This window comes from Sinomonas flava, assembly GCF_039531875.1.
Taxonomy (GTDB): Bacteria; Actinomycetota; Actinomycetes; order Actinomycetales; family Micrococcaceae; genus Sinomonas; species Sinomonas flava.
On record NZ_BAAAQW010000003.1, the window covers coordinates 897,867 to 915,351 of the forward strand.

12 protein-coding genes and 1 pseudogene are annotated in these 17,485 nt (G+C 72.6%); 9 read left to right on the plus strand and 4 right to left on the minus strand.

The features are described from left to right. Positions 1 to 57: 57 nt before the first annotated feature. Positions 58 to 1,263 carry a pyridoxal phosphate-dependent aminotransferase gene (locus ABD298_RS06805; RefSeq protein WP_344298865.1) on the plus strand — a complete coding sequence of 402 codons (1,206 nt, stop codon included), beginning with the start codon at positions 58 to 60 and terminating at the stop codon, positions 1,261 to 1,263. A 404-nt stretch (positions 1,264 to 1,667) separates the two neighbouring features. Here ABD298_RS06805 and ABD298_RS06810 read toward each other — a convergent pair whose 3' ends face one another. Together ABD298_RS06810 and ABD298_RS06815 are read right to left on the minus strand one after the other, a co-directional pair. Beyond that, positions 1,668 to 2,339 (minus strand): LuxR C-terminal-related transcriptional regulator, encoded by a 672-nt coding sequence (locus ABD298_RS06810; RefSeq protein WP_344298867.1) that lies wholly within the window; start codon positions 2,337 to 2,339, stop codon positions 1,668 to 1,670. Beyond that, positions 2,336 to 3,616 (minus strand): ATP-binding protein, encoded by a 1,281-nt coding sequence (locus ABD298_RS06815; RefSeq protein WP_344298868.1) that lies wholly within the window; start codon positions 3,614 to 3,616, stop codon positions 2,336 to 2,338. The genes ABD298_RS06810 and ABD298_RS06815 overlap by 4 nt, the downstream gene beginning before the upstream one ends. A gap of 124 nt (positions 3,617 to 3,740) precedes the next feature. On the opposite strand from ABD298_RS06815, the gene ABD298_RS06820 reads away from it, so the two are divergent. The 8 genes and pseudogenes from ABD298_RS06820 to ABD298_RS06850 all read left to right on the plus strand — a co-directional run bounded on the left by ABD298_RS06820 (position 3,741) and on the right by ABD298_RS06850 (position 9,502). After that, positions 3,741 to 5,219, plus strand: coding sequence for a PspC domain-containing protein (locus ABD298_RS06820; RefSeq protein ID WP_344298869.1), 1,479 nt, complete (start codon positions 3,741 to 3,743; stop codon positions 5,217 to 5,219). A 1-nt stretch (position 5,220) separates the two neighbouring features. Next, the gene (locus ABD298_RS06825; RefSeq protein WP_344298870.1) at positions 5,221 to 5,553 is read left to right on the plus strand and encodes a hypothetical protein; all 333 of its coding nucleotides are present in this window, start codon (positions 5,221 to 5,223) and stop codon (positions 5,551 to 5,553) included. A gap of 16 nt (positions 5,554 to 5,569) precedes the next feature. Further along, positions 5,570 to 5,866: a PspC domain-containing protein gene (locus ABD298_RS06830; protein WP_344298871.1), complete on the plus strand. Its 297-nt coding sequence runs from the start codon at positions 5,570 to 5,572 to the stop codon at positions 5,864 to 5,866. Between the two features lie 189 nt (positions 5,867 to 6,055). Next, positions 6,056 to 6,301: pseudogene (locus ABD298_RS18675) on the plus strand (PspC domain-containing protein); the annotation flags it as partial. 301 nt (positions 6,302 to 6,602) lie between these two features. Further along, entirely contained in the window at positions 6,603 to 7,355 is a 753-nt protein-coding gene (locus ABD298_RS06835; protein ID WP_344298872.1) for a hypothetical protein, read from the plus strand. 1 nt (position 7,356) lies between these two features. Beyond that, entirely contained in the window at positions 7,357 to 7,620 is a 264-nt protein-coding gene (locus ABD298_RS06840; RefSeq protein ID WP_344298873.1) for a hypothetical protein, read from the plus strand. A gap of 136 nt (positions 7,621 to 7,756) precedes the next feature. Further along, a complete protein-coding gene (locus tag ABD298_RS06845) occupies positions 7,757 to 8,782 on the plus strand; it encodes a 6-phosphofructokinase (protein WP_208710006.1) in 1,026 nt (341 codons plus the stop codon). Between the two features lie 3 nt (positions 8,783 to 8,785). Further along, positions 8,786 to 9,502 (plus strand): GNAT family N-acetyltransferase, encoded by a 717-nt coding sequence (locus ABD298_RS06850; protein ID WP_344298875.1) that lies wholly within the window; start codon positions 8,786 to 8,788, stop codon positions 9,500 to 9,502. A 191-nt stretch (positions 9,503 to 9,693) separates the two neighbouring features. Here the strand turns inward: ABD298_RS06850 and ABD298_RS06855 are convergent, their stop codons facing one another. Further along, positions 9,694 to 11,181, minus strand: a complete 1,488-nt coding sequence (locus ABD298_RS06855; protein WP_344298876.1) for a DHA2 family efflux MFS transporter permease subunit — start codon at positions 11,179 to 11,181, stop codon at positions 9,694 to 9,696. A gap of 68 nt (positions 11,182 to 11,249) precedes the next feature. Continuing rightward, on the minus strand, positions 11,250 to 17,246 hold the full coding sequence (locus ABD298_RS06860) for an Ig-like domain-containing protein (RefSeq protein WP_344298877.1): 5,997 nt from the start codon (positions 17,244 to 17,246) through the stop codon (positions 11,250 to 11,252). Between the last annotated feature and the right edge of the window lie 239 nt (positions 17,247 to 17,485).

A 17,485-nucleotide genomic window follows, 5' to 3' on the forward strand; every position in this document is an offset into this window, starting at 1 on the left:
GGCCCGTACCGCCTAGAGTAGAGGGCGACCCCGCCACCGCTCACGAAGGATGCCCCCATGACCTCCGCCCGCATCTCCCAGCGCATCGGATCCATCGCCGAATCCGCCACCCTTGCTGTGGACGCGAAGGCGAAGGCCCTCAAGGCGGCCGGGCGCCCGGTGATCGGCTTCGGCGCGGGCGAGCCGGACTTCCCGACCCCCCAGTACATCGTCGATGCCGCGATCGAGGCCGCTCGCCAGCCCAAGTACCACCGCTACTCCCCCGCCGCGGGCCTTCCCGAGCTCCGCGAGGCGATCGCCGCGAAGACCCTCCGCGACTCCGGATACGAGGCCGCCGCCAGCCAGGTCCTCGTGACCAACGGCGGCAAGCAGGCCGTCTACAACACGTTCGCCACGCTCCTCGACCCGGGCGACGAGGTCCTCCTCCCCACCCCGTACTGGACCACGTACCCGGAGGCCATCCGCCTCGCGGGCGGAGTGCCCGTGGAGGTCTTCGCGGGCCCCGAGCAGGGCTACCTCGTCACGGTGGACCAGCTCGAGGCCGCGCTGACCGAGCGCACCAAGATCCTCCTCTTCGTCTCGCCGTCGAACCCGACGGGAGCCGTGTACTCCCCGGAGCAGGTCGCCGAGATCGGGCGGTGGGCTGCCTCGAAGGGCCTCTGGGTCGTCACGGATGAGATCTACGAGCACCTCACGTACGACGGCGTCCCGTTCACCTCGATCGCGACCGCCGCGCCCGAGCTGGGCGACAAGGTCGTGATCCTCAACGGCGTCGCCAAGACGTACGCGATGACCGGCTGGCGGGTGGGCTGGATGGTCGGGCCCGCCGACGTGATCAAGGCCGCCACGAACCTGCAGTCCCACGCGACGAGCAACGTCGCGAACGTCTCGCAGATGGCCGCTCTCGCCGCGGTGTCCGGACCGCTGGACGCGGTCCAGGAGATGAAAGCGGCCTTCGACCGCCGCCGCCAGACCATGGTGAAGATGCTCTCGGAGATCGACGGCGTCAACTGCCCGACGCCGAAGGGCGCCTTCTACGTCTACCCGGACGTCCGCGGCCTCCTGGGCAAGGAGATCGCCGGGGTCCGCCCCGCCACCTCGGCCGAGCTCGCGGCGCTCATCCTCGACAAGGTCGAGGTGGCGATCGTCCCCGGCGAGGCGTTCGGCCCGAGCGGCTTCGTCCGCCTCTCCTACGCCCTCGGCGACGCTGACCTCGCCGAGGGCGTGGGCCGGATCCAGGAGCTCCTCGGCACCGCCAAGTAGCCCGCGGCCGGGCGGCACGCCCCAAGTCGCCGAAGTCACCCCCTGTGGCGCCGAGGTCACCCCATGTGGGCCCGAGGTCACCCCGTGCCGGCCGTCCGAGCGGGAGAAGCACCTCAGGCCGCACCAGAAGTGCCCGTGTCATCCACAAGTAGCGGTTTCCACAACTTGTGGATGGCACGGGCACTCTTCGTCCAGCTGTCCTCGTCCGCGCTGCTCCGGGCGCACGACGGCGAGTGGTCGCCTGACGCGAGTTCGGCGCCCAGGGCGCCACGCGACGTCGTGCGTCCCGTAAAGGTGACCTCGCGCCCACACGGGGTGACCTCGGCGCCACACGGGGTGACCTCGGCGCTGCAAGGGGTGACCTCGCGCCCACACGGGGTGACCTCGGCGGGAGAGGGGTGAGGTCACCAGATCCGGCGGTCGGCGGCCCAGCGCGAGAGCTCGTGGCGGTTGGCCAGCTGGAGCTTGCGCAGCACGGCGGAGACGTGCGTCTCGACCGTCTTGACCGAGATGAAGAGCTCCTTGGCCGTCTCCTTGTAGGAGTACCCGCGCGCGATGAGGCGCATGACGTCGAGCTCGCGGGCCGAGAGCTTCCCGAGATCGTCGTCCGCGACGGCGGAGGTGCCGAAGGCGTCGAGGACGAAGCCCGCGAGCCGCGGCGAGAACACGGCGTCGCCGCCTGCCACCCGTAGCACCGCGTCCGTGATCTCCGGCCCCGACGCCGTCTTCGTCACGTAGCCGCGGGCGCCCGCGCGGATGACGGCGACGACATCCTCCGCGGCGTCGGAAACGCTCAGGGCCAGGAAGCGAACCTCGCCGAGGAGCGGCGCGCACCGGGTGAGGACCTCGCGCCCTCCCCCGCCGAGCCCGCCCGGGAGGTGGACGTCGAGCAGGACCACCTGCGGTCGGAGCCGCTCGATCACCTCGACGGCCTGCTCGACCGTCCCGGCCTCGCCGACCACCTCCACCTCCTCTCCGAGGTCTGCCTTGAGTCCAGACCGGAAGATCGTGTGGTCGTCCACGATCACCACGCTCACAGGCACAGGGCGGGCTCCCCCCGCGGCGTTCTCGCTCATGTCTCCTCCGTTCCTGGCAGCCGCAGCCGCACCTCGGTGCCGCCGGGACCGCTCGCGATCGTCGCCTCGCCCCCATGGCGGCGCATCCGGCCGATGATGGACTCCCGCACGCCGAGCCGGTCGGTTGGCACCGCCTCCAGCTCGAAGCCGGGGCCCCGGTCCCTCACGAACACCTCCACCGCACCTCCGCGGGACTCGGCATACACGGACACCGGACCGCCGCCGCCGTGCCGCGACGCGTTCAGCATCGCCTCGCGGGCGGCCTGCAGGAGCGCATCGTAGGCGCCGTTGCCCTGCTCCGCCGACCCCGCGGCGTCGGGCGCCACGCCCACGACAACGACGTCGATCGGCGCGCCCACCGCCGTCTCGACTTCGGCGGCGAGCGCCGTGAGGCGGTCCTCGAACGACCCGCCCGACGTCCGGGCGTCCCGGTACAGCCATTCGCGCAGCTCGCGCTCCTGGGCGCGGGCGAGCCGCACGACGTCGGCCTCGCTCCCCGCGCGCCGCTGGATGAGGGCGAGGGTCTGCAGGACGGAGTCGTGCAGGTGGGCGGCGATCTCGGCGCGCTCCTCCTCGCGCACGCGGGCGGCACGCTCGGCGCCGTACTCCCGCCAGAACTTGAGCCCCCACGGGAGCAGGACGAGCGCCACACCCGCGATCACCGCGAACGACGCGATGAGCGCCGTCCCGATGACGCTCCACTGGCCCCCCGAGACGGCCAGCACCACGCCCGCGACGACCAGGGCCAGCCCGGCCCCGAGCCGCAGCCAGCCCGTCCAGCGCTCGGCCCCCGCGCCGCGCACGAGGCTCTGCCGGCGCGACTCGTCGAGCTGCATCCACGCGAGCGCCACGCCGCCGAGGATGGCCGCGATCGGGACCACCGTGTCGACCGGAACGTCCACTCCGAACACCTGTCCGCCCAGCACGAGGGCCCCGATGACGAGCACCGCCCCGAGCAGGATCTCCCGCGTGTAGCGGGGCAGCTGGCGGGGGCGCGGGGGCCCGGGCTCCGGCGGAGGGGCGGCCGCCACCGCCGGTGCGATGGGCGACGCCGGTCGGCGGGCCGCGCGACGGGCAGCCTCCGCCGCCGTGGGAACCATGATCCACAGCCACGCGTACAGGACGATCCCGGCCCCGCCGAGGAAGGCCGCCGCCACCATGCCCCAGCGGACCAGGTCCACGCGCAGGCCCAGATGGCGGGCAAGGCCGGAGCAGACGCCTGCGACCACACGGTCCTCGCCCCGGACCAGGGCTGGACGGACGGGCACGGTGCTCATGCATTCATCCAAGCACGCTGGGGCCTCCTCAGGGACGCTCCGAGCCGCTTCCCCGGGTCCGTTCAGGGTCCGCTCAGGGGAGGCCCCCATGGGAGGGCCGCGGTGCCAGCGGAAGGATTGAGGCATGAGCACCGAATCCCAGTCCCACCACCCTGATCCGGACCCCGCCCCGGGCCCCCAGCCGACTGGCCCCCAGCCGGGCACGCCGCCGGGCCCACAGTCAGTCGGCCCCCAGCCGGATTCCCAGCCCGGCGCCTACCCGCCGTCCGCGGGCCGCCCCTCCCGGCCACCCCGCCAGGGCGACGTCTTCGGCTGGGTGCGCGGGCTCGGCGTCGTGCGCGGCTCGGACCGCTGGGTGGGCGGCGTCGCGAGCGGCATCGCCCACCGCTGGGGCGTCGACCCGATCCTCATCCGCGGCCTGTTCATCGTCGCCGCGATCTTCCTCGGCATCGGGGTCCTCGCCTATGGCCTCCTGTGGCTGTTCCTGCCCGAGCCCGACGGGCGCATCCACGTCCAGGAAGCGGGACGCGGCCACTGGACCAGCGGCATGACCGGCGGCCTGATCGTGACGATCCTCGGCCTCGGCGGCGCCAGGGCCGGGTTCTGGTTCGGCGAGCGCGGGTTCGGCGGCGCCTTCTGGGGGCTGTTCTGGCTCGCGGTCGTGGCGTTCGCGGTCTACAGCATCGTGCGCGGCAGCCGACGCCGGCATGCTGTCCCCGGGGCTGTGCCGCCCGGGAATGTCGCGGGAAGCACCCCGTCCGGCGGCGTCCCGGGAAGCACCCCGGCCCCCGCCGCGCACTACGCAGGGGCCCCGGCGCCCGAGCCGGGCGACGCCTACTACGCCAAGGCGACCACCGCGCCGTCGTACGCGGGCCCCTACGCGCCGTCGGCAGGAGGGCAGCCGGCAGGGGGCTGGGCGCCGGTCCCCACACCCCCGCCGCTGCCCCCGCGACCGCGCAGGCGCGGCCCAGGTGCCGGGTTCGCCACCGTGGTCGTCGGGATCGCCGCGCTCGCGGCCGGCACCCTCCTCGCGCTGACCCTCGCCGGTGCCGTGAGCGTCTCGGGGGGCGCCATGTGGGCCACCGCCGCAGTGGTGATCGGCGCAGGCATCGTGGTGGCCGGGCTCCGCGGGCACACCGCGGGCATCCTGTCGCTCTTCGCGGTGATCGCCCTCGTCTCCGCCGCCCTGTCGCTCGGGATCGAGAGGGCCCTGCACGCGGACGGATTCCCCTGGCGCTCGGACGGCCCGACCCGGGTCGCCTACACGCCGTCGACCGTCACCGAGGCCGAGCACGGCTACCAGGTCACCGCTGCGCAGGGCCGCATCGACCTCAGCGCACTCGACGACGCCGGCCCCCTCGCCTCGGACAGGACCGTCCCGATCGACGTGAGCCTCAGCGATCTCACCATCGAGATCCCCAAGGACGTCCCCGTCACCGTCCGCGCCGACACGACCCTGAGCAGTGTCGAGCTGGGCAGCAGGAGCATCGCGGGGCTGCGGCAGTCGGGCTCGGAGAGCTACAACGCCGACCGGCCGGGCGGAACGCTCGTCCTGGCCCTCGACACGAACCTCAGCGACGTCAAGATCACCAAGGAGAACTGACATGAGCACCGACTACGGCGCGAGCGGCGCATCCGCCGGCGTGCATACCGGCCCCGTGGAGAAGCAGGGGCCCGCCGTGGGAACCATCGTATGGGGGGCAGTCGTGATAGCAGTGGGAGCGCTCATGCTGGCCAACCGGCTGGGATGGCTGACCGTCGACCCGGGCTTCGCGGCCGCAGGGGTGCTCCTCCTGGCTGGGCTGGGGCTCGTCATCGGCGGGCTGCTCGCCTCACGCAGGAGGCGGGGTACGGCGGACGACGCCGGCGCCTCCCCCGCGGGCGAGCATCCTTCCGAGGGTGGTCCCCACGGCGCCAGCCCGTACGCGACCGAGTGAGAGACCAGGAGGAACCATGGACAAATTCTTTGCCGCCATCCGCTCGAGCGGCCTGAAGCGCGGACCGCGACGCATGCTGGGAGGGGTGCTCGGAGGCCTCGCGGCCAGGGCCAACGTGGACGTCGCGTTCGTCCGGATCGGCTTCCTGCTCCTGTGCCTCCTCCCCGGGCCCGCCTTCCTCGCCTACCTCGCGGCGTGGATCCTGATCCCCGGCCAGGATGACCGCATCATCTTGGAGGACTTCCTGAACAACAGGAGCATCGGGAAGGGCGGATCCGCCGGGCCCGGCGTCGGGACAGGCCCGACGGTCTGAGCTCGACAGACGCTGCGCCTGACGCCCGGCCCGCGAGGCCCGGCCCACGAGGCCCGGCCCCTCGTGAGGGGCCGGGCCTCTGCCGTTGGCCGCAGGCAGAGGCCCAAGGCCTCTAGAGGGGGGTGCGGCCCGGCCGGACACTGGAATCAGCGGCCCAGCCCGCCGTGTCGTGTCTGGAAGGACCGAGTCATGAGCAGCCACCCAGCCCAAGGAGCCCCAGGGGCTCCCATCCAGCCCTCCGGACACGCCGGTACAGATTTCTTCACCTGGGTCCGCACGCTCGGCATCTCCCGCGGCACCGACCGCTGGGCAGGAGGCGTCGCGAGCGGGCTTGCCCACCGGTGGGGCGTGGACCCGATCCTCGTGCGGGCCCTCTTCGTCGTCGCGTCGATCCTCCTCGGAGCCGGGCTTCTCGTCTACGGGGTCCTCTGGCTCCTGATTCCCGAGCCCGACGGCCGCATCCACCTCCAGCAGGCCATCCACGGCCACTGGACCGGGGGCATGACGGGCGCTCTCGTAGCCTCGGTCCTCGGCCTAGGCGGGACACGGACCGGCCTGGCCTACGAGGCCGGCAGTGGCGGGCCCGTCTGGGGCGCCGTGTGGGGCGTCTTCTGGCTGGCCGTCGCCGTACTGATCGTGACCAGCATCGCCCGGTCCGCCCGCTCGCGGCGGCCGGGCAGCGTTACTGCCCGACGCCACCGTGGCACCCGACGCCGCTGTGCCGGCGGACAACGCCGTGCCACCCGACGATGTGCCGCCGCCGCTCTATGCCTCGGCCGTTCCATACGGCCCGGCGTACGGAACGGCGCCAGCACCGTCCGGGCACGCGCCCGGCGCCCCGGCACCGACCGTGGTGCGCCCCTCCCGGCCCGGGCCCGGCGGACCGTACGCGACCGTCGTCGTCGGGCTCGCGGTCATCGTCGCCGCGGTGCTGCTCGCCTTCCAGCTCGCGGGGACCCCACTCGTCGACCCGGCCTCAGGCGCCATCTGGGCCGTCGCGGCCGCGGTGGTAGGCATCGGCATCATCGTCGCCGGGCTGCGTGGGCGCTCGAGCGGCATCCTCTCCTTCTTCGCCGTCGTAGCCCTGGCAGGAGCCGCGGTCACGCAGCCCGCCTACCAGCTGAGCCAGACACCCGGGGTGGTGGACCTGTCGCCCAGCACAGTGGCGCAGGCGACCGCCGGCTACTCGCTCACGGGAGCCTCGGGGCAGCTCGACCTGCGGGCGCTGGACACCGCAGGCACCCTCGCCTCCGATGCGGCGGTTCCGGTGGACGCGACGATGAGCAGCCTCAAGATCACGGTCCCCAAGGATGTTCCCGTGCGGGTGGAGGCGGATTCCGTCCTGAGCACCGTGAACTTCGGGTCCAAGTCCCTCTCGGGCATCACTGCCAAGGACTCCGAGACGTACAACGCCGACCGGGCGGGCTCCGCCCTCGTCGTGCGCGTGCACGCGACCATGAGCAGCATCGAGATCCAACAGGAGCGGTGAGATGAGCACGCAGCCCAGCACGGAGCGTGAGTACCGGCAGGGACCGAGCCTGGGAACAGTCATCTGGGGCGCCGTCGTCGTCGCCCTCGCCGCGCTGATCGTGGCGGGACGCCTCGGGTGGTTCGCCGTCGACCCAGGGATGGTCGCCGTCGTCCTGCTCCTCGTCGGGGGCCTGGGACTCGTGGTGGGCGGCGCGGTGGCAGCCGCCCGAGGCCGCCGCGGGCCGGCCGGTGTCAGGTCACCGGAGGAACGCGCGGAACCGTGACACCCGGCCTCGGCTGTGGTGTGCATCACGAAGAGGCCGCCGATACAATCGCCGTGGGCTCAACGGGGCGCCTCGAGCAAGCACGGCGGCCCTCGCATCTGCGGGGCTAGCCGTACCCACCACGGAAAGGCCCTGCATGAAGATCGGCATCCTCACCTCCGGCGGCGACTGCCCCGGCCTCAACGCAGTCATCCGCGGAGCCGTGCTCAAGGGCATCGCCGTCCACGGGCAGGAGTTCGTGGGCTACCGCGACGGGTGGCGCGGCGTCGTCGAGGGCGACATCGTCGACCTCCCCCGCACGAGCGTCCGCGGCATCGCCAAGCAGGGCGGGACGATCCTGGGCACCTCCCGCACCAACCCGTTCGAGAACGGCGGCGGCCCCGAGGTCATCAAGGGCCACATGGACCGGCTCGGCATCGACGCCATGATCGCGATCGGCGGCGAGGGCACGCTCGCCGCGGCGAAGAGGCTCACCGACGCCGGGCTCAAGATCGTCGGCGTCCCCAAGACCGTGGACAATGACCTCGACGCCACCGACTACACCTTCGGCTTCGACACCGCCGTGGAGATCGCGACCGAGGCGATCGACCGGCTCCGCACGACCGGCGAGTCCCACCACCGCTGCATGATCGCCGAAGTCATGGGCCGCCACGTCGGCTGGATCGCCCTGCACGCCGGCATGGCCTCCGGCGCCCACGCGATCCTCATCCCCGAGCAGCGGGTCACCATGGACCAGGTCGCGACCTGGGTGCGCCTGGCCCACGAACGCGGACGCGCCCCGCTGGTCGTCGTCGCCGAGGGTTTCGTCCTCGAGGGCATGAGCGCCCCGCACTCCGAGCGCGGCCTGGACACCTTCGGCCGGCCGCGCCTCGGCGGCATCGCCGAGCAGCTGGCACCCGAGATCGAGTCCCGCACCGGCATCGAGACCCGCGCGACCATCCTCGGCCACATCCAGCGCGGCGGCGTCCCCACCGCGTTCGACCGCGTCCTGGCCACCCGGCTCGGCATGGCCGCAATCGACTCCGTGGTCGAGGGCCGCTGGGGGACCATGGTCTCCCTCGACGGCACCGACATCGTCCATGTCGGCTTCGACGCCGCCCTCGGCCGCCTCAAGACCGTCCCCCAGCACCGCTACGACGAGGCCGCCGTCCTCTTCGGCTGAGACGTGGGCACTGCAGGGACATTCCACCAGGGGAGCCGCGACATCGTGCGGCTCGTCTGGGCGCGCCGGCTGGGTCTCCCCGACCTGGCCTTCGCGGACGACGGCGCGCGGCTGCTCGGGTGCCGCGACGACGCCGAGGAGCTGGTCGCCGTCGTGCTCTTCGGGCAGCTGGCCATCGCTGGGCCGACGGAACTCGTGGAGGCGGCCGCCGACTGTGCGCCTGAAGACCTCGTGTCCGGCCGCGCGCTCCTGAGGCTCGCCGGGCACGGGGCACACGGGCTGCGTACCGCCGTCCTGGGCTTCGCGGACGACCTCCCGCTCGAGCAGCCCGACGTCGAGCCGGAGGTCTCCCGGGGGACGCCCGAGGCGATCGAGCTGGAGATGCGCTGTCCGCCCGACGACGTGAGCTCCGCCGGCCTCACCCGGCGGGAGCACCGTTTCACGCTGATGCTCCCCGATGGCCCGGCGGCCTGTGCCGCGTACGGCGAGGAGGGCGGGCTTCTTGCCGACCTGTCCGTGCTCGTGGCACCGGCCTACCGCGGGCGCGGGCTGGGGCGGCTCGTGGCCTCGATCGCGGCGCACGAGGCCCTGGCCGACGGCCTCGTGGTCCAGGTGGCGGTGCCGTCGCACACGACGGCGGCGCTGCGCCTCGTCGATTCGCTCGGCATCGCCCCTGCGGGCCAGCTGGCCTCGATCCGGCTCGGACCCCGCACCCCCTGACCCGCCGAGATCACCCCCACTGACGCCGAGATCACCCCCACTGACGCCGAGATCACCCCCCGTCGAGCGATCTCGGGCGCAGAAGGGGTGATCTCGGGCGCACACGAGGTGACCTCGGGCGCAGACGGGGTGACCTCGGGCGCACACGGGGTGACCTCGCGCGCACACGGGGCGACCTCGGCGTCGCGGCGTCAGCGGGGGGCGGGCTGCTTCGGCGCCGGAGCCGGCTTCGGCGCCGCGGGCACCTTGACGAAGAAGAACGCGACGGCGAACCCGACGAGCACCACCGCTGCCGGGAGGAGCACCGACTGGCCCATCGCCGCCGAGAACGGCGCATGCAGCATGGGCGGCAGCGCCGCCCCGGCGAAATCACCAGCGGGGCCGGACTGGCCGCCGCCGGGCATCTCGGCCGCAAGGCGCGCCTGGATGAGGGCCGCGATCGCCGCGGACCCGAGGACTGCCCCGATCTGGCGGGTCGTGTTGTAGATCCCGGAGCCCGCGCCGGCCAGCTGCGGCGGGAGGCTCCGCGTGGCGAGGGTCGCGAGCGGTCCCCACAGCCCCGCGTTCGCGAGACCGACAACCGCGCTCGGGATGAGCAGCGCCCAGATCGGCATGTCCGGGGTCAGGAGGACTGCGTAGAGCACGAGTCCGAACGCGAAGAGCAGCATCCCGCCGATGTTCATGATCTTCGCGTACCCGCGGTCCACGAGCTTGCCGCCGACGGGCGCCAGCGCACCGGACAGCACCGCCAGCGGAATCATCATGAGCGCCGACTGGGTCGGCGTCATGCCGCGCACCAGCTGGTAGTAGAAGATCGTCGGCAGCCCGAACGACGTCACGGCGAAGCCCACCGTGGTGATGCCGACGTTCGCGAGGGTGAAGTTGCGGTCCCTGAACAGGCCGAGCGGCACGAGCGGCTCCGCCCGGTTGCGCCACTGCCACACGACGAAGAGCGCCATGACCACCACCCCGGCGATGATCAGCTCCCAGACCGTGAGCGGCCCGGAGATCGTGCCCCACGAGTAGGTCTGGCCCTCCTGGATGCCGAACACGAGCAGGAACATGCCGACGCCGCTCAGCACGACGCCGAGCCAGTCGAAGCGGTGCGCGTGCGTCGCGAGGCGCGGGACGAGCCGCGCCGCGAGGAGGAAGCCGACGACGCCGACCGGGACGTTGATGAAGAACACCCACTCCCATCCGGCCCCGTCCACGAGGACGCCGCCCAGAATCGGGCCGACGAGCATCGCGACGCCCGCCGTCGAGCCCCAGATCGCCATCGCGGAGCCCCGACGCTCCGGCGGGAAGATGCGCGTGATGACCGCCATGGTCTGCGGCGTCATGAGCGACGCGCCGAGCCCCTGCACCACGCGCGCCGCGATGAGCGAACCCACGCTCCCCGAGAGGCCGCACCACAGCGAGGCGAGGGTAAAGACCACGAGCCCGCCCAGGTACATGTTCTTGGGGCCGAAGCGGTCACCGAGCCGGCCCGTGATCAGCAGCGGCACGGCGTACGCGAGCAGGTAGGCGCTCGTGACCCAGATGACCGCGTTGATGTCCGCCCCGAGGGCCCGCATGATCGCGGGGTTCGCCACCGACACGATGGTCGTATCGATGAGGATCATGAAGAACCCGATGACGAGGGACCAGAGGGCGGCCCACGGCCGTTCGACGTTTTCCACCGGACAAGGGTCTCACTTCTTCAGGACAGTGTGGGTCCTCAGGAGTTCGCCCGTGGCGAGAACCACAGCTACCACGTGTTGTTGTTGGTCCTCGCGCGGCCGCCCTTGCCGTCGTCGACCACTGCCCAGCCGTTGGACCAGGGATTGATCGAGTTCTTGCCCAGGAAGCAGTACTGGTTGTTGCGGAAGTAGCCGTTGCCGTCTGTGTTGTCCCAGTACTCGGCGAAGACGTGCGGGTTCGGCGCGGAGTCGATGTAGCACTGCACGTGCACCCTCGTGTTGGGGTGGAAGTTCCGGCCCGTGACGTCGAAGTACCAGCACGCATTGGACGTGCACTGGGGGTCGTTTGCGCGTGGGCCCTGGGCCAGTGTCGCCGAGGGCGACGCCGTGCGGGCCGAGTCCGACTTCGTGGAGCAGTTCGTGGGCTCCCCCTGGACGCAGGCCTTGAGCGTGATCGAGTGCGCCTCGTCCGGCCCGTTGCCGACCGTCGCGGCGCCGTCGTTGGTGACCTGGCCGCCGTCGATCGTCACCGTCACGTTCGTGGGCCGGCCGTTGTCGTAGCCGCCGGTGTTCCACGTCATGTTGACCCGGATGCCGTTCTGGGCGGCGTTGGCGACCGGCGTCTGGGGCCGGCCGTAGGGGTTGGCTGCGTCGCTGTTGCCGTTCGGGCCCGGACCCGCCGAGTTCACGGCGCGCACCATGAACGAGTAGTTCGTCCCGTTGGCCAGGCCCCCGACCACCCGGCTCGCGGCCAGGTTCTGCCAGCCGCCGCCGTTGACGGCGTACTGGTAGCCGGAGATCGCGTCGCCGTTGTCGGCGGGCGCGGTGAAGGCGAGCTTCACCTGGTGCCCGTCGCCGGTGGTGTCGTACGGCGTCGCCGACAGGGTGGTCACGGCGCCGGGCCGGCCGTAGGGCGTCACAGCGTTGCTTCGGGCCCCCTCCGGCGAGGATCCCACCTTGTTCGAGGACACGACGGAGAACGTGTAGCTGGACGAGTTGTCGAGGCCAGTGACCTGCAAGGACGTCTGCGCAGTCTGCGCGGTCGTCTTCTCGAGCGCGCCGTTCCGGTAGACCTTCACGACATATCCGGTGACCGGCTCGCCGTTGCTCTTGAGCGGCTCCGAGGCCCAGACGACGTCGACGGCGCCGCCGTTGACGGCCGACGTCGTGCGAGCCGCCTGGGGTGCCCCGGGCGCCAGCGGCGGCCCGGCCGGCTTGGCGGCGGCCGAGAGCGCGGACCAGTCCGACGGGTCCTTCGCGCCGTTCTTCGCCTGAATCCGCGCCCGGTACTCGACGCCGTTGGTCAGGCCGTCCCACGTGAGCTGGGTGACCGGGCCGACGGTCTTCCGCTGGAGGCCCTGCGACGAGGACAGCTCGATGGTGTAGCTCTGGATCGGGGTGCCCTCGTTCGCGGGGGCCGTCCAGGCCATCGAGATCGCCTTGTCGCCGCGCGTCAGCACGGGCGCCGCGGGGGCCGCGGGCTTGGCGTCCGGAGTCACGGGGGCGGAGGCAGGGCCGGGTGCGGACGGCCCGACAGCGTTGACCGCGATGACCGTGAACGTGTACTGGGTCCCGTTCGTCAGCCCGCCGATGGTGCACGTGTTGGTCGGGCAATCCTGGCTCCCGCCGGCGAAGCCGACCTTGTAGCCGGTGATCTCGGCGCCGTTGTTGGCCGGCGGAGCCCAGTGGAGGACCACCTGGCGGCTCGACATGCTGTCGACGACGGGCGCGCTCGGCGCGTCGGGCCTGTCGCGGACGGTGACCGTGAACTGCCCCTCCACCTCGCGGTCGCCGTCCCCGGTGGCGTCCTGGATCCGGTAGGAGCCGGTGAGCTGGCCGTGGAAGCCCGCGGCGGGGGTCACGACGACGCGATCGCCGTCCACGCGCGCGCTCCCCCCACCGGAGCCGACAGCGGCGTTCAGGAGCCGCAGTGGCTTGTCCGGGAACGGGTTGGCGTCGTTGGCGAGTACGGGGATGTCGACCGGCTTGCCGGCCTGCGCTTCAGGCACCGCGTCGGGATTGGCGACAGCGAGCGGCCGGGTCGAGCGGACAACGCGCACCTCGACCGCCCCGGAGACCTTGCCGCCGCGGCCGTCGTCGACCTCGATGCCGACCTGCCCCGCGGCGCCCCGCTGGGCGCTGCCTGCCTTGGCGACGAGGACCGAGCCGTCGAGGCTGACGTCCACCCCCTCGGGGGCGCCGCCGGTGAGGCGGAAGGACATGCGGTCGATGTCGCCCGGGTCGGGGTCCGTCGTGGCAGCACGGAGGTCCAGCCGCGCGCCGTCCTCGCCCTGCGCCGTCTCGAGCACGCTCGTGGCGAACGTGGGCGGGGTGTTGGGCTTGTCGGCGGTCGGCTCGACATCGAGCGGGATCGTCAGGACGCTCTTGAGGCCCCCGGGGTCGTCGGGGCCGGAGCCGTCCGTGACCTCGAAGGTGATCGAGGCCCGTCCTCCGTAGTCCTTGCGCGCCGCGTACCGGAGGGTGCCGGCGTCCTTCACGAGCGGCTGCCCGTCGGAGGCGATGGCGGTGACCCCAGCCTCGGTCGTGATCCGCGGCGCGCGGCCGGGACGCACGGTGACGTAGTCGCCGAGCTTCAGCTCGACCGGCTCGCCGGCCTTGGCGTGGACCGGGTTCAGGGTCTTCAGGACCGGCCGCTGGTCGCGCAGGCCTGGGACCCAGATGATGGCGGTCGAGGAGAGCCCGTCCACGTCCGTGACGGTGTATGGGATGGCCTGCGGCTGCTGGGCCAGCGCGACGTTCACGGTCCGCCCGTTCACGGTGGTCCCGGCCGCGGCCGCGCTGGCCGGGACCTCGACCCTGAGGTCGCCTGCCACGCCGTCGGGGTCCTCGTCGTTTTTCAGGACGTCCACGGCGAACGTCGTCCTGCCCGCGACGTCCATGGCGTTGACCCGGTCGTCCCGGGCGATCGGCGCCTTGAGCTCCGCCTCGGGGCTGACGTCGACGATGATGCTGCCGATCGCGCGCCCGCCGCGCCCGTCGTCGACCGTGTAGCGGACCGTCGCCGTGCCGGGCGCGGCCGGGGCCGTCACGACGACGCGGCCCTGGTCGGCCCGCGCGGCCGCCCCGTCCGGGACCTCGAAGCCGTCGGAGACGAGGCGGACCGTGTCGCCGTCGGGGTCGGTGTCGTTGGCCAGGGCGTCGACGGACACCGGCCGGCCGGGGCGGACCGAGACCTTGTCGTCCCCCGGGATCGGGGCCTGGTTCCTGTTCGGGGTGGCGGCGACGCCGACGAGCACCGTCGCGACGCCGCGGCCGCCGTAGCGGTCCTCCACGACGTAGGTGAAGGTGTCCTTGCCGTAGGCGTTGTTCGCCGCGCTGTACTCGATGTACCCGTCCTTGACGATCGCGGTGCCGAGGGCGGGCGGCTTCTCGATGCCGGTGATGGTGACGGAGTCGCCGTCGGGGTCCACGCCGTCCAGCGGCACGGCGACCTTCGCGGTGTGGCCGGCGAGGACGCGGGCGGTGAGGTTCTTCGGCACGGGCATGGCGTTCTGGGCGGGGTCGTCCGCGCGGATGGTGATGGTGACCTTCGCGGAGTCCTTCTGGCCCGCGGGGTCGACGACCTCGTAGATGCCGTACACGGTCCCGGGGTTCGGGCCGGCGGAGAAGCGCAGGGTGTCCTGGTCCACGAAGAGGTGCCCCGTGGCCGCGTCCGGGACCTCGACGAGCTTCGGGCTGAGGGTGATGGGGGCGCCGTTGGGGTGGGAGTCGTTGGCGAGGACGGGGATCGTCACGGTGTCCCCCGCACGGACCACCACCTCGTCGCCCTTCGCCACGGGCGGCTCGAGCTTGGCCGGCTGCGGCACGGGCGTCACGGTCACGGTCGAGCTCGCTGTCTTGTCCCCGTTGGAGACGACGTAGCCGATCGAGAGGGGCTCCTTGAGGCCGCGGGTGTCCGTGATCTTCAGGATTGCGTGGTTGATGACGGAGACCGTGATGGGCGCGTCGGAGGGCAGCGAGATCGACTGCACGACGAGGACGCCTCCCGCGGGGTCGGTGTCGTTCGCGAGCGGGTCGACGAGCACGCTCCCGCCCGTGGGCAGGAGCCCGACGTCGCGCACCGCCACGGGCGCCCCGCCGTCGGTCTTCGCCGCCTCGACGTCGATGCGCACGAGGCCCTGCGCCGTCGCGGCGCCGTTCGAGGCGAGGTAGACGGCGTAGTACACCTTGGGCTCGGCCGCCTGGGCCGAGAAGGTGCCGTCCTCGGAGTTCATGACGATGTCGAGCCCGGCGACGGGCTCCACGCGCAGGAGCCGCAGGCCCTTCCCGGAGGGATCGATGTCGTTCGCAAGCGGTGAGACCACGATCGGCTCGCCGACTCCGGTGCGGACGTGGTCCGGCGTGGTCTGCGGGGGCAGGCTCCCGACGGCGCGCACGTCCGCGGAGATCGTCGCCTCGGTGACGTCGCGGCCGTCGGAGACGCGCACGCGGATCTCCTTCTTGCCCAGGCCCAGGCCGCCGTCCGTGAAGACGACCGTTCCGTCGGCCTGGAAGCGGACCGAGTCCCCGGGGGCAGGGGTGCTCGCGCCGGCGAGGAAGAGCTCGTCGCCATCGGGGTCGACGAAGTCCCCGAGGATGTTCTGGGAGACCGTGCTGCCCTGTTCGACGGCGATCGTGTTCGCGCGCAGCTGGCGCGGCGCGGCGTTGGACGACCCGTCCCGCACCGTGAGGTTGACCCGTGCGGAGGCCGTGCCCCCGCGGCCGTCGGAGACCTCGTACTCGAACCCGTCGCTGCCCGCGGCGCCGGCGTTGACCACGATCTGCAGGGCAGCCCCGTTGAAGATCGGCTGCACCTGGCCGATCCGCGCCGCCGTGCCCGTGGGCCGCACGGTGAGGACGTCCCCGTCGGGGTCCGTGTCGTTCAGCAGGATGGGGAGGATCACGGTCCGGCCCGGGCGCACGCCGAAGTCGTCCGGCATGGCGGTGGGGGGCCTGTTCTCCTCGGTCCGGTCCGGCAGCTCCTTCTGGAGCATGATCTCGGCCGAGTCCTCCTTGTCCCCGTCCTTGGTCTGCTTCTGGGGGACGATCTCCTGCCAGTTGTTCACGAGCTGCATCTGCTCGGTCACGAGCCACACGTTGCCCCCGCGGACGTCATTGAGCACCACGATGTCGCGGTTGACCCGGAACACGAGCTCGGAGTCCGGCTTGGCGGAGGGGATGTCCTTGGTCTCGGTCTGGCCGCCGCAGTCGCGCACGTACATGCCCGTCCCGGACCACGCGGCGTGGACGCAGCCGCCCTGCTGGACCGGGCGTGCGGGCAGGCCGGGGCGGCCCTGCGCGGCGTCGAGCTGCCGGCCGGCACCCCCGCCGAGCGGCACGAGCACCAGGGCCTTCGCCGTCGCCACGGCGACGTCGCCGGCCGCTGGACCGGACTGCTGCAGCTGCGCATTGCGGAAGTCGTCGCGCTGGACCTTCTGCCCGCCGGGGAGCAGGAGGGTCCCGCTGCCGGGATCGAGCACGACGGCGTCGCTCCCCACGGTGGCGAGCTGCACCTTCGCGTTCGGGGCCAGGCCGTCGACCGTGGTGAACGTGGCCTCGCGGCCCTCGGGGATGCGCACAATCTCGCTGCGGGCCGGTGAGACCGCAACGACCTCGTTCTCGGACGAGACGGTGGCGACGGCGCCGGGGACGTCCTGCGCGCTGGGCTCCGTCGACTCGGGGTTGAACCCCGAGAGCCGTTCGAGCGGGAGGGCCCACACACGGCCCGTGCCCGGGTCGGCGAGCGCCGCCGTCGTGCTCCCGAACGCCGCGGTCCCGGTGCCGCTGAACGGGAGGTCGCCGCTGAGGCGCACCTCGGCCGAATCGACGGGGCTCAGGGTGGCGACGCCCTTGTCCTGGACGGCCACCGAGCGTGACTGCTGGACGACATCGAAGGTCTTGGAGCGGGCGGCCACGCCGCCGTCGAGGACCTTGGAGGAGAAGTTGAGGTGGCCTGCCATGTTCATGGAGCCGTTGGTGACCCAGACGCCGCCGTCGTTGAGGTCCGCGGAGACCGACCTGAAGCCCGGGTACAGGATCGCGGCGGTAACGAGGACCGCCCCCACACACGCCATCGCAATGGCAGTCACAATGCGCGGCGCGTGCTGGCGCAGCCCCCCGGCTCGTCGCAAAGCGGTCCCCCCGTCAGTCGCGCCGGCCAGCGCACGGCGCACTGGTCCCGGTTCCGCGAGATGTCAGCCGCCGGGCCTCCCCGAGAGGCGCAGCGGCACCCCCCGAGGGTAACGCACCTGTCCGGCGCGTCCCCAGCCGACGGGGAGAACTCCCCATGCCCGGCCCCGAGGGC